Genomic DNA, 11,725 nt, shown 5'->3' with positions numbered 1-11,725 from the left:
CCGGTCGGAGGACCGGATGGGACCCCGGCCCGAGGGCGAGAGTCCGGCTCGCAGCACCGGGCTCAGAGCCTCGGGCTCAAGGCCTCGGACCCAAGGCCCTGGATTGCCTTGGACTCACTGCCTCGGGTTGAGTGCCCAGGGTTCGGTGCCTCGGGCTCAGAGCTCCAGACGCTGGCCGGGGACTATCACGTCGGGGTCCCCGCCGATGGCGGCCTTGTTGGCGGCGTAGATCCGCTGCCAGGTGGTTCCGTGCCGGGCCGCGATGGCGCTCAGCGTGTCGCCGCTGCGGACGGTGTAGTCGCCGCGGGACGAGCCGCGGCCGGTGTGGCCCGTCGAACGGTCCGGCGCCTTCGCCGGCTTCGACGGAGCGGCCTTGGTGGTGGGGGTGCCGGGCGTGGACGCCGCGGGCGCACCGCCGGACGCGCCCGCGCGTGACGAACAGGTGGGCCAGGCGCCCCACCCCTGTCCGCGCTGCACCTTGGTGGCGACAGCGATCTGCTGCGCCTTGGAGGCCTTGTCGGCGGTGGAGGCGTAGGCCGAGCCGCCGTACGCGCGCCAGGTGCCGGCGGAGAACTGGAGTCCTCCGTAGTAGCCGTTTCCGGTGTTGATGTGCCAGTTGCCGCCGCTCTCGCACTGGGCGATGCGGTCCCACACTCCGCTGTCCGCCGCCGCGGCGTTGCCGGTGGCTGCCAGCAGTCCGAGCGGGGCGAGCAGTGCCGCCCCGGCGAGGACCGCCGTGGTACGGGTCTTACGGGTGGTATCGGCACATTCGGACATGTAGTTCCCTCTCCAAGGACCCGGGCTCCCCCAAGGCGGCACGGAAGGTCCCGCGTGTCGACGCGGCCCTTCCGTTTCGCCCCGTCCGCCGGAGTTGGTGCTGTGCTGACGCCGGTGGTGCTGATGGCGCCGGTGGTGCTGATGGCGCATTTGACTGGCTGCGGTGCGGTCGGCGGACGTACCCGAGCGGTGCTCGTTGCACACGGCGGAGCAATGTAGAGAGCCGGGAGGCCCGGTAACAACCAACTCCTTGTCATTCCAGGCCAGTTCGCCGTTACCGGGAGTATCGTCGAATTTGAGACACCCGCTTCATTCGCTGATTTCCGGATTTGTCGACCAACGGACCTGACGATCTGTGACTCACCTCACCGGACCAACTTCCTTGGATGCCCGAGAAGTTGGCGTGGAGTAACAGATTCCGCAGCCGGGTTCACCCTGTGCGCAGGATGGTTCGATTCCGTTCGCTCCCGGGCGTGACTCCGGCCACAGATCGCCCGTTGTCTTCTTCATGAGCCGGGAACCCATCCGGTTCATGGGCCGGGGGCCACCCGGCCGCACCACGCACCGCATCCCGAGGAGCCACCCGTGCCGCGCATGCTCGACGTCAGCGACGACGTACGCGCCGAGATCGGCGACGAAGAAGCCGACCGGCTGCTCGCCGGAGAGAACGCCCCGGGCAGTTACGACTGCACGTCCTGCCGCACCCAGGGCGACTCCGAACAGGAGCGCACCAGCACCGTCCTGTTCATCGGCGACGAGACCGCCGTACTCGCCTTCGCCCACGCCACCTGCCTGCCCTCGCAGGTCGTCCAGGTGACCGAGGAGCAACTGCAGGGCGCCGTCCGTTCCATCACCGGCGACTCCAACACCGGGGACGAGCGCCCCGCCGAGGCCCTGCCCGAGCAGGCCGTCCTCGGTGTCACCAGCGGGCTCGTCCTGCTCGGCGGCGAGCTGCACCCCGCGCTCGTCGTCGAGCCGACCGGACGCATCGCCCGGCCCGGCACGACGGGAGGAGCGGGTGACGACTTCCTGCCGCTCCTCATCGAGCAGGGCTTCATGCCGCTGAGCCAGATCACGGAGGTGCCGCCCGTGCTGCACGGCTGGTCCGTGCTGCTCGCCATGGGCCAGCTGCACGCGGTCCTGCAGCCCGGCACCGGCGGTGGCTCGCCCGTCGCCTGGTGGCAGGCCCACCAGCCGCTCCAGGTCACCGACAGCTGGCGGGCGGCCGCCAACAAGCACCAGCAGGTGCTGCTGTTCGCGGCCCCGGTCGGCTCGATCGGCCGCCAGCCCCGCGAGGACCTGCTGCGCCAGGCCCTCGACAAGGCCGCGGCCAACGGCCAGCTGGTGGCGAGCGCGATGCCCCTGGCCGGCACCTGAGCGCGGGCCCCGGTCCACTAATGCGCCGGAAACACTCCCGGTGACCGGCCAATGCGGACCGTCGGCCGCATCCGAAGGGCGGCGGGGTCGTTGGCACAGACGTGCACACCTACGACTCCCCCCGCCGCCTGCCGTACACGTCCCCGATCCCGGCCATGCGGCCGGTACAGGACACCGCGGGCATCCATTCGGCCACGCCGATCTACGACGCGCTCTTCGCGGAGTTCCGCAAGGCCTTCCGGACCCTGCCGGGCGACCGCAGCGGCGAGGAGGAGCTCGGCTTCACGGCTTTCGGGACCGGGCCGCACGGCGGGGGCCTCTACGGCTCGGGGCTGCACGGCTCGGGCCCGCAGGGTTCGGGGCTGTACGGGACGGGGCTGCTCAGCACGAGCTCGTACAACTCCGGTGCGTACACGCCGACCGCGTACGGCATGCGGCACGTCGGGCAGCACCAGACGGGGCAGGTGTCCACGCACCAGAGCCAGACGGTCACGTCCGTCTGGCAGCCGGTGGCGCGGCAGCACGCCACCGGTCTGATCCCGGCGGCGCTCCCGCCCGGACCGCGCCGGGAACGCTGAGGCACCGGGAAGACTGAGGCACATGGGTGAGGGCCCCGCAGTTCTGCGGGGCCCTCACCCATGTGCGTACACGTCCCGTGCGGCTACTTCTTCTTGCCGCGCTTCTCGCGCACCCGCACCGAGATGTGGATCGGCGTGCCCTCGAAGGAGAACTCCTCGCGCAGCCGGCGCTCCACGAAGCGGCGGTAGCCGTGCTCGATGAAGCCGGAGGAGAACAGCACGAACCGCGGCGGCTTCGTGCCCGCCTGGGTGCCGAAGAGGATGCGGGGCTGCTTGCCGCCCCGGACCGGGTGCGGGTGGGCGGCGACCAGCTCACCCAGGAAGGCGTTCAGCCGGCCCGTGGGAACACGCGACTCCCAGCCCTCGATCGCGGTCTCGATCGCCGGGACCAGCTTCTCCATGTGCCGGCCCGTACGCGCCGAGACGTTGACCCGGGGCGCCCAGGAGACCTGGGCGAGCTCGGTGTCGATCTCGCGCTCCAGGTAGTAGCGGCGCTCCTCGTCGAGGGTGTCCCACTTGTTGAAGGCGAGGACGATGGCACGCCCGGCCTCGACGGCCATCGTGACGATGCGCTGGTCCTGGACCGAGATGGTCTCGGAGGCGTCGATCAGGACGACGGCGACCTCGGCCTTCTCCACCGCCGCGGCCGTACGCAGCGAGGCGTAGTAGTCGGCGCCCTGCTGGAGGTGGACACGCTTGCGGATACCGGCCGTGTCGACGAACTTCCAGGTGACACCGCCGAGCTCGATGAGCTCGTCGACCGGGTCACGGGTGGTGCCCGCGACCTCGTTGACGACCACGCGGTCCTCGTTCGCCACCTTGTTCAGCAGCGAGGACTTGCCGACGTTCGGGCGGCCGATGAGGGCGATGCGGCGGGGGCCGCCGACGGCGGTGCCGAAGGTCTGCGCGGGGGCCTCGGGCAGCGCCTCCAGGACGGCGTCCAGCATGTCGCCGGTGCCGCGGCCGTGCAGCGCGGAGACGGGGTGCGGCTCGCCGAGGCCCAGGGCCCACAGGTACGAGGCGTCGGCCTCGCCGCTCAGGCCGTCGACCTTGTTGGCGCACAGGACGACGGGCTTGCCGGCCTTGCGCAGCAGGCGCACGACCGCCTCGTCGGTGTCGGTGGCGCCGACCTTGGCGTCGACGACGAAGACGACGGCGTCGGCCGCGTCGATCGCGTACTCGGCCTGCGCGGCCACGGACGCGTCGATGCCGAGGACGTCCTGCTCCCAGCCGCCGGTGTCGACGAGCTTGAAACGGCGGCCCGCCCACTCGGCCTCGTAGGTGACGCGGTCGCGGGTGACACCGGGCTTGTCCTCGACGACGGCCTCGCGGCGGCCGATGATCCGGTTCACCAGGGTCGACTTGCCGACGTTGGGACGGCCGACGACGGCGAGCACGGGCAGCGGACCGTGGCCCGCCTCTCCGATCGCGCCCTCGACGTCCTCGATGTCGAAGCCCTCTTCCGCGGCGAGCTCCATGAACTCCGCGTACTCGGCATCGCCAAGCGCCCCGTGCTCGTGCTCGGCCGAGCCGTCGGGCTGGATGTGGTCGTTCATGAAGTCCGTACCTCGTAGTTCATCGTGGTGATCGGTGGACCACCCGTATCGGATGATCCACTACTGAAGTGTCTCTTAACGCCCCGTGAGGTGCCTGGCGTTTTCCAGGTGCGCGGTGAGCTGCTTCTGGATGCGCACGGTCGCCTCGTCGAGCGCCTTGCGCGTACGCAGTCCGCTGCCGTCGCCCGCCTCGAAGGGGTCGCCGAAGACGACGTCCACCCGGCTGCGCAGCGGGGGCAGTGCCTTTATCAACCGTCCGCGCCGCTCCGTGCTTCCCAGAACGGCGACCGGGACGATCGGGGCCCCGCTGCGGACGGCGAAGTAGGAGAGCCCGGCTCGCAGCGCGGCGAAGTCGCCCTCGCCCCGGGTTCCCTCCGGGAAGATCCCGAGGATCCCGCCGTTCTCCAGCACGCCCAGCGCGCGGGTGATGGCCGTCCGGTCGGTGGTGTCGCGGTCGACCTTGATCTGGCCGATGCGGGTCATGAAGGGGTCGAGCGGGCCGACGAACGCCTCCTTCTTGACCAGGAAGTGCGAGGGCCGGGGCGCCACGCCGATGACCATCGGGCCGTCGATGTTGTGGGAGTGGTTGACCGCGAAGATCACCGGGCCGGTCGCGGGGACCTTCCAGGCACCCAGCACCCGCGGCTTCCACAGGCCGTACATCAGGCCGACGCCGATGCGCCGCCCGACCTCGGCGCCCTTGACCGAGGGCACGGACGCGACGCTCACTTCGTGGCCCGCTTCTCCTCGACGAGGGTGACGACGCACTCGATGACCTGCTGGAGCGTGAGGTCGGAGGTGTCCACCTCGACCGCGTCGTCCGCCTTGGCGAGCGGCGAGGTCTTACGGCTGGAGTCGGCCGCGTCCCGCTTGATCAGGGCCTCGCGGGTGGCGTTGACGTCGGCGCCCTTGAGCTCACCGCTGCGGCGGGCCGCGCGGGCCTCCGGGGAAGCGGTGAGGAAGATCTTCAGGTCGGCGTCGGGCAGCACGGTCGTGCCGATGTCCCGGCCCTCGACGACGATGCCCTTCTCGGCCGCCGAGGCGATCGAGCGCTGGAGCTCGGTGATCCGGGCCCGCACCTCGGGCACGGCGCTGACCGCGCTGACCTTGGAGGTGACCTCCTGGGTGCGGATCGGGCCCGCGACATCCGTGCCGTCGACCGTGATCGTCGGCGCCGAGGGGTCCGTGCCGGACACGAGCTCGGGCTTCCCGGCCGCGGCCGCGATCGAGGAGGGGTCGGTGACGTCGATGCCGTTGGTCACCATCCACCAGGTGATCGCCCGGTACTGGGCGCCCGTGTCCAGGTAGCTCAGGCCGAGCTTCGCGGCGACGGCCTTGGAGGTGCTCGACTTGCCCGTGCCGGAGGGACCGTCGATGGCGACAATCACGGCCGGGGCGGTCCGGGCGGCGGTGGTTTCCACGGGTGCGGGCACCTTCCTGGTACGGGGTGGTGGGCTGGTTCGGGCGCGATCGTGCCCCGAACAAGGTTACTGGCTTCCCGGACCCCGTTTTACGGACCCCGCGGTGCCCCCGTCACAGCCCCTGGGCCACCGCCGCGACGATCACCGGAACGATCATCGAGACGTCCACCGGAACCGGGTTCACGGCGTCGCGTGGCGAACCCCCGGTCCTACTGCCGGATCGACCAGCCCCGCTCCCGCAGTGACGCCGTCAGCACGGGTGCCGCCGAGGGCTTCACCATCAGCTCGACCAGACCCGCCTGCTGCCCGGTCGCGTGCTCGATGCGGACGTCCTCGATGTTGACGCCCGCGCGGCCCGCGTCGGCGAAGATCCGCGCCAGCTGGCCCGGCTGGTCGTCGATGAGGACGACGACGCTCTCGTACACGGTCGGGGCCGTGCCGTGCTTGCCCGGGACGCGGATCTGACCGGCGTTGCCCCGGCGCAGAACATCCTCGATACCGGTGAAACCCTCGCTGCGCTTCGCCTCGTCGGAGGACTGGAGGGCGCGCAGGGCCTGCACGGTCTCGTCCAGGTCGGCCGAGACGTCCGCGAGGAGGTCGGCGACCGGGCCCGGGTTCGCGGAGAGGATGTCGATCCACATGCGCGGGTCGGAGGCGGCGATCCGGGTCACGTCACGGATGCCCTGACCGCAGAGGCGTACGGCCGCCTCCTCGGCGTTCTCCAGCCGCGCGGCGACCATGCTCGACACCAGGTGGGGCATGTGGGAGACGAGGGCGACCGCGCGGTCGTGGGCGTCTGCGTCCATGACGACCGGCACGGCACGGCAGTGCGAGACGAGCTCCAGCGCGAGGTTGAGGACCTCGGTGTCCGTGTCCCGGGTCGGAGTCAGCACCCAGGGGCGCCCCTCGAAGAGGTCCCCGGTCGCGGCCAGCGGGCCGGACTTCTCGCGGCCCGACATGGGATGCGTACCGATGTACGCGGACAGGTCCAGGCCCAGCGACTCCAGCTCGCGGCGCGGGCCGCCCTTGACGCTGGCCACGTCGAGGTACCCGCGCGCGACCCCGCGCCGCATCGCGTCGGCGAGCGCCGCGGCCACGTGCGCGGGCGGCGCCGCGATGATCGCGAGGTCGACGGGCCCCGTGGGCTCCTCGTCGGTGCCGGCGCCGAGCGCGGCCGCCGTACGGGCCTGCTCCGGGTCGTGGTCGGCGAGGTGCACGACGACGCCGCGTGCCGCCAGGGCCAGCGCGGCGGACGTGCCGATCAGTCCGGTGCCGATGACGAGTGCTGTTCTCACTGGGCGATGTCCTTGCGGAGTGCGCCCGCGGCACCCAGGTAGACGTGCGAGATCCCGGAGCGCGGCAGATCGGACTCGATGTGCGCGAGGACCCGTACGACCCGGGGCATCGCGCCCTCGATGTCCAGCTCCTGCGCGCAGATCAGCGGTACGTCGACGATGCCGAGCTTGCGTGCCGCGGCCGCCGGGAAGTCGCTGTGCAGGTCGGGCGTCGCCGTGAACCAGATGCTGATCAGGTCCTCGGTGGTCAGTCCGTTCCGCTCAAGGATGGCGGTGAGCAGCTCGCTGACCTGCTCATCCATGTGGCCGGCCTCGTCCCGCTCCAGTTGGACGGCGCCCCGGACCGCTCGTACCGCCACGGTGATGCTCCTTGCTGATCTACGTTCCGTCTCTTTGTACGTCCAGCCTAGTCAGCCCTCGGTGGCCCGGTACCGGGCGCCCGCCTGCCGAGACGCCCGCCACGCCGTCCCGGAAGGGCGCACGGGCACGCCGAGGGCCTCAGAACCGCTGCTGCTTGACGAGGTCTTCGAGCGAGGCGTCCGGCAGGTGCCCGTCGGGGCTCAGCCGGTCGACCACCGGCCGATCCAGATTGTGTCAATGTCACCTGAATTCACCCTTGGCACCACTTGGAGTGAAGTTGTCCTCTACGGTGTGATCGTCCGTCAATTTCCGCGAAGTCGCTCCTGTGCGCCTCTGGACGCAGGGGCCGCGGGTCCGCTTGCATGGTGAGGCTGTCCGCGCCACGCCTCGGGGGAGGCTCGATGAAGCGTTCCGGACCACTTTTCACGCTCCTCGCGGGACTACTGCTCGCCCTGTTCATGCTGTCGCTCAACGTGACGTCCGGGACGCGCAGTACGTCGACCGGGAGCGAGTCCTCGGGCGACGTCGTGCAGGCGAGCCCGACACCCACGGCCTCGCCCCCGTCGGGCAAGCCGTCACCCTCGCCCAGCCCGTCGAAGACGGCCGTGCCCAACGCCGACTACGCGGGCCGTACGGACGACGACTCCTCCGCGGTCGCGGTCACCCTGCGCGACGGCAAGGCCGTCGCGTACTTCTGCGACGGCAAGGACCAGGAGTCGTGGCTGAAGGGCGACGTCGAGGCCGACGGCAGCATGCGCCTCACCGGCCGGAACGGCAACGTCCTCACCGGCGAGCTGAAGGGCCAGCGGATCCGCGGCACGGTCGACATGGGACAGCGGGAGTACGGCTTCACGGCCGACAAGGCCGTCAAGCCCTCCGGGCTGTACCGCGCCACCGCCACCGTGCGCGGCGCCGAGGTCGACGGTGGCTGGATCGTCCTGCCGAGCGGCCGACAGGTCGGCATCCTCAACCGCGCGGGCGAGCCGAGCCCCGCACCCCGTATCGACCCCGAGACCGGCGCCGTGACGGTCGACGGACAGCAGCTCACGGCCAAGCCCGTGACCCCGTGATCCCGTCGCCCGCTCCACCCACCCGCACGCCGCACCCCGCACTGTGCTCTTCGCTCCTCGCTCCGCCCCTTGCCCCATGACCCCGTGACCGCAGGGAGCCGACCATGACCGTGGACCCGAACGCCGCCACCCAGGGCTTTCCGTCGCCCACCCCCGCCCCCCGCCGAGCGGGAGCCGCCACCTATCTCGTACCGGCCCTGGTCGCGGGCGCGGTCGCGGTCGGCCTCGGCGTCTACGGCAATGTGCACGACCCGGAGGGCACCGCCTTCAACCTCGCGGGCTTCAGCAGCACGAGCGCGGTCAAGTCGTGGCTCGCCACGGCCGCGATGGGCTTCGCGGTCGTCCAGCTCGTGTCGGCACTCATGGTGTACGGGCGCATCCCGGGCCCGAGCTGGTCGGGCGTGCTGCATCGCTGGTCGGGCCGAATCGCGTTCCTTGTGGCGGTTCCAGTCGCTGTGCACTGTCTGTACGCCTTGGGCTATCAGACGTATGAACCGCGCGTTTTGTGGCACTCCATCCTGGGTTGCTTCTTCTTCGGTGCATTCAGTGCAAAGATGCTGCTGCTCCGCTCGGAGCGTCTGCCCGGCTGGGTACTGCCCATCGTCGGCGGACTCGTCTTCTCGGCCCTGACGGTGGTCTGGCTGACCTCCGCCCTCTGGTTCTTCCGCACGTTCGGAGTGACGACATGACCCACCCCTCCACGCGGCGCGCGGTTCTCGCGACGGGCACGGCCGCGCTGATCGCCGGCTGCAGCAACTACGGGGACGAGAACGGCGGGGGCAGCGAGGAGGGGGCGTCCTCCGTCGCCCCCGAGGAGAGCGGGACCGGGGGCGAGGCGCCCGCCGGTGAGGAACTGACCAAGACCGCCGACATCCCGGTCGGCGGCGGCAAGATCTTCAAGGACGAGAAGGTCGTCGTCACCCAGCCCGAGGAGGGCGGCTTCAAGGCCTTCTCGGCGGTCTGCACGCACCAGGGCTGCATCGTCGCGACCGTCTCGGACGGCACGATCAACTGCGCCTGTCACGGCAGCGAGTTCCGCATCGCCGACGGCGCGGTGGCCAAGGGCCCGGCCCAGAAGCCGCTCCCCGCGAAGCAGATCACGGTCACGGGCGACTCGATCAGCGTCAGCTGACCCACCACGCCCCGCCGGACCGGTGGGCCGATGGAGCGGTCAGTCGCCCCATGAACCTGTTCAGTCGTCCCAGAGCGCTCCCAACGCCATCAGGTCTCCCTGGTACTCGATCCTGTCGGCCCACTCCGTAGGCCATGCATCGGCACCGAGGTATGCCCCCGCGAACGCGCCGGCGAGGCACGCGATCGAGTCCGAGTCCCCCGATGTGCAGGCGGCCCGGCGCAGGGCGGTCACCGGCTCGTCCACGAAGAGCAGGAAGCACAGCAGGCCGGTGGCGAGGGCCTCCTCCGCGATCCACCCGGCCCCCGTGGCCAGACAGGGGTCCGTCTCGGGCGACGGCGAACGCAGGGCCCCCTGAAGCCGCTCCAGGACCTCCAGGCACTCGTCCCAGCCGCGCGAGATGAAGTGCGTCGGCGTCGGGTCCTGGGAACGCGTCCACAGATCGCCGAGCCAGCGCTCGTGGTAGCGCGTGCGGTTCTCGTACGCGTACGAGCGCAGCAGGCCGACCAGTCCGGTCGGCTCGGCACCCTGCGCGAGCAGGCGCACCGCGTGCGCGGTGAGGTCGGACGCGGCGAGCGCCGTCGGATGCCCATGGGTGAGCGCGGCCTGCAACTGGGCGGCACCCGCGCGCTGTTCGTCGCTGAGCCCGGAGATGAGACCGAGGGGCGCGACACGCATGTTGGCGCCGCAGCCCTTGGAATGGATCTGGCTGGCGTCCTGCCAGGGCAGGCCCTCGCGCTTCAGCTTCTCGCAGGCGACCAGGCACGTACGTCCGGGTGCGCGGTTGTTCTCCGGCGACTGGTACCAGTCCACGAACTCCTCGCGCACGGGCCGCTCCAGCCGCTTGGGTCCCAGCAGCCCCCGGTCCATGGCCGTCCGCAGCCCCCGCCCCAGCGCCAGCGTCATCTGCGTGTCGTCCGTGACGTACGCGGGGGTGGGCAGCTCCATCTCCCGCCAGGGCCCGCACTTGGCGAGGATCGACGGCACGTCGTTGAACTCGGTCGGGAAGCCGAGCGCGTCCCCGAGGGCGAGCCCGACCAACGCCCCGGTGGCGGCGTGCTTCCTGACGGTCGTGGTCATGAGGATCGTCCTTCCGGAGAGGAGTTCCAAGACGGGGCCGGAGACGGGGCCGGAGACGGGGCCGGGGACGCGGATCGGGACGGAGCCGGTGGCCGCGCGGATGCCGGAGCCGGAGCCGGAGCCGGTGCCGGTGTCGGTGTCGGTGTCGGTGCCGGTCGCAGCAGTGGTGGGTGCAGTGCGGTGGCATCGCCCGCGCGGTACAGCGCGGCGGGCTTCCCCCGGCCTCCGGTCAGCCGGGCCGCGCCGGGGATCTGCTCGACGAACCCGGGCGTGGCAAGGACTTTGCGCCGGAAGTTGGGCCGGTCGAGCGCGGTCCCCCACACGGTCTCGTAGACCTGCTGGAGTTCGCCGAGCGTGAACTCCGGCGGGCAGAACGCCGTGGCCAGGCAGGTGTATTCGAGCTTGGCGCCGATCCGCTCGTGGGCGTCGGCAAGGATCCGGTCGTGGTCGAAGGCGAGCGGTCGGAGCCCGTCGTACGCCAGCCAGCACGCGCTCGCCGCATCCCCGCCGCCGCGTGGCTCGGGCGGGTCCGGCAGCAGCGCGGTGTACGCCACCGAGACGACCCGCATCCGGGGATCGCGGTCGGGCTCGCTGTAGGTGCGCAGCTGCTCCAGATGCAGCCCGGAGACGTCCGACAGGCCGGTCTCCTCGGCGAGTTCACGCCGGGCGGCCGTCTCCGCGGACTCCTCGGGCAGCACGAACCCTCCGGGCAGCGCCCAGTGGCCCGCGTACGGTTCCTGTCCGCGCTCGATCAGCAGCACCTGGAGCCCGCCCGCCCGGACCGTGAACACCGCGAGATCCACGGTGACGGCGAAGGGTTCGAAGGCGTATTTGTCGTAGCCCTCCATTGCCCCCTCCTCGTGGCCTTCGCGGCCGTCCCGCACCTCGCCGGGCGACGGCCCAGGGACCGGGACCACCCCCGTGGGCCCTGCTCCATCGGGCCACGCCCGGCGAGGACGTTCCTTAATGGTCAGTACGACTATAAATAGCGGGACGTGCCGCCACAACCCCCGAACGCACATCGGCCGGCCCCGGGAAGTCCCGGAACCGGCCGATGCCGCACCAAACAGGTCTCTACG

13 protein-coding genes are annotated in these 11,725 nt (G+C 71.2%); 5 read left to right on the top strand and 8 right to left on the bottom strand.

Annotation, left to right across the window (positions count from 1 at the left end):
- Positions 1-156 precede the first annotated feature (156 nt).
- Positions 157-777, bottom strand: a complete 621-nt coding sequence (locus JEQ17_RS36280) for a LysM peptidoglycan-binding domain-containing protein (protein WP_200399197.1) — start codon at positions 775-777, stop codon at positions 157-159.
- 585 nt (positions 778-1,362) lie between these two features.
- Here JEQ17_RS36280 and JEQ17_RS36275 point away from each other — a divergent pair.
- Together JEQ17_RS36275 and JEQ17_RS36270 are read left to right on the top strand one after the other, a co-directional pair.
- Complete coding sequence (locus JEQ17_RS36275) at positions 1,363-2,154, top strand: hypothetical protein (RefSeq protein WP_200399196.1); 792 nt, start codon at positions 1,363-1,365, stop codon at positions 2,152-2,154.
- A gap of 155 nt (positions 2,155-2,309) precedes the next feature.
- Positions 2,310-2,732 (top strand): hypothetical protein, encoded by a 423-nt coding sequence (locus JEQ17_RS36270; RefSeq protein WP_325176302.1) that lies wholly within the window; start codon positions 2,310-2,312, stop codon positions 2,730-2,732.
- 83 nt (positions 2,733-2,815) lie between these two features.
- On the opposite strand, the gene der is transcribed toward JEQ17_RS36270, so the two are convergent.
- From der to aroH, 5 genes are all read right to left on the bottom strand, one after another.
- On the bottom strand, positions 2,816-4,288 hold the full coding sequence (gene der, locus JEQ17_RS36265; RefSeq protein ID WP_200399194.1) for a ribosome biogenesis GTPase Der: 1,473 nt from the start codon (positions 4,286-4,288) through the stop codon (positions 2,816-2,818).
- Between the two features lie 75 nt (positions 4,289-4,363).
- On the bottom strand, positions 4,364-5,056 hold the full coding sequence (locus JEQ17_RS36260) for a lysophospholipid acyltransferase family protein (protein ID WP_200399193.1): 693 nt from the start codon (positions 5,054-5,056) through the stop codon (positions 4,364-4,366).
- Positions 5,014-5,709: a (d)CMP kinase gene (gene cmk / locus JEQ17_RS36255; protein ID WP_200399192.1), complete on the bottom strand. Its 696-nt coding sequence runs from the start codon at positions 5,707-5,709 to the stop codon at positions 5,014-5,016. The genes JEQ17_RS36260 and cmk overlap by 43 nt, the downstream gene beginning before the upstream one ends.
- Positions 5,710-5,918: 209 nt before the next feature.
- The gene (locus tag JEQ17_RS36250) at positions 5,919-7,004 is read right to left on the bottom strand and encodes a prephenate dehydrogenase (RefSeq protein ID WP_200399191.1); all 1,086 of its coding nucleotides are present in this window, start codon (positions 7,002-7,004) and stop codon (positions 5,919-5,921) included.
- Positions 7,001-7,363: a chorismate mutase gene (aroH, locus tag JEQ17_RS36245; protein WP_200399190.1), complete on the bottom strand. Its 363-nt coding sequence runs from the start codon at positions 7,361-7,363 to the stop codon at positions 7,001-7,003. The genes JEQ17_RS36250 and aroH overlap by 4 nt, the downstream gene beginning before the upstream one ends.
- A gap of 402 nt (positions 7,364-7,765) precedes the next feature.
- Between aroH and JEQ17_RS36240 the strand changes: the two genes are divergently transcribed.
- The 3 genes from JEQ17_RS36240 (at position 7,766) to JEQ17_RS36230 (ending at position 9,566) form a co-directional block, all read left to right on the top strand.
- Positions 7,766-8,434, top strand: a complete 669-nt coding sequence (locus JEQ17_RS36240; protein WP_200399189.1) for a hypothetical protein — start codon at positions 7,766-7,768, stop codon at positions 8,432-8,434.
- Positions 8,435-8,538: 104 nt separating this feature from the next.
- Complete coding sequence (locus tag JEQ17_RS36235; RefSeq protein ID WP_200399188.1) at positions 8,539-9,123, top strand: DUF6529 family protein; 585 nt, start codon at positions 8,539-8,541, stop codon at positions 9,121-9,123.
- Complete coding sequence (locus JEQ17_RS36230) at positions 9,120-9,566, top strand: Rieske (2Fe-2S) protein (protein WP_200399187.1); 447 nt, start codon at positions 9,120-9,122, stop codon at positions 9,564-9,566. The genes JEQ17_RS36235 and JEQ17_RS36230 overlap by 4 nt, the downstream gene beginning before the upstream one ends.
- 60 nt (positions 9,567-9,626) lie before the next feature.
- On the opposite strand, the gene JEQ17_RS36225 is transcribed toward JEQ17_RS36230, so the two are convergent.
- Both JEQ17_RS36225 and JEQ17_RS36220 read right to left on the bottom strand, forming a co-directional pair.
- A complete protein-coding gene (locus JEQ17_RS36225) occupies positions 9,627-10,646 on the bottom strand; it encodes an ADP-ribosylglycohydrolase family protein (protein ID WP_200399186.1) in 1,020 nt (339 codons plus the stop codon).
- Positions 10,643-11,494: an NUDIX hydrolase gene (locus tag JEQ17_RS36220; RefSeq protein ID WP_200399185.1), complete on the bottom strand. Its 852-nt coding sequence runs from the start codon at positions 11,492-11,494 to the stop codon at positions 10,643-10,645. The genes JEQ17_RS36225 and JEQ17_RS36220 overlap by 4 nt, the downstream gene beginning before the upstream one ends.
- Between the last annotated feature and the right edge of the window lie 231 nt (positions 11,495-11,725).

The sequence above is a fragment of the Streptomyces liliifuscus genome (assembly GCF_016598615.1).
Lineage (GTDB): Bacteria > Actinomycetota > Actinomycetes > Streptomycetales > Streptomycetaceae > Streptomyces > Streptomyces liliifuscus.
This window is presented reverse-complemented; position numbering and strand designations above follow the sequence as displayed.

Coding starts and splice junctions, on each gene's coding strand:
- JEQ17_RS36225 (WP_200399186.1), bottom strand. CDS start 10,646: ATGACCACGACCGTCAGGAAGCACGCCGCCACCGGGGCGTTGGTCGGG.
- JEQ17_RS36230 (WP_200399187.1), top strand. CDS start 9,120: ATGACCCACCCCTCCACGCGGCGCGCGGTTCTCGCGACGGGCACGGCC.
- JEQ17_RS36240 (WP_200399189.1), top strand. CDS start 7,766: ATGAAGCGTTCCGGACCACTTTTCACGCTCCTCGCGGGACTACTGCTC.
- JEQ17_RS36280 (WP_200399197.1), bottom strand. CDS start 777: ATGTCCGAATGTGCCGATACCACCCGTAAGACCCGTACCACGGCGGTC.
- JEQ17_RS36270 (WP_325176302.1), top strand. CDS start 2,310: ATGCGGCCGGTACAGGACACCGCGGGCATCCATTCGGCCACGCCGATC.
- der (WP_200399194.1), bottom strand. CDS start 4,288: ATGAACGACCACATCCAGCCCGACGGCTCGGCCGAGCACGAGCACGGG.
- JEQ17_RS36235 (WP_200399188.1), top strand. CDS start 8,539: ATGACCGTGGACCCGAACGCCGCCACCCAGGGCTTTCCGTCGCCCACC.
- JEQ17_RS36220 (WP_200399185.1), bottom strand. CDS start 11,494: ATGGAGGGCTACGACAAATACGCCTTCGAACCCTTCGCCGTCACCGTG.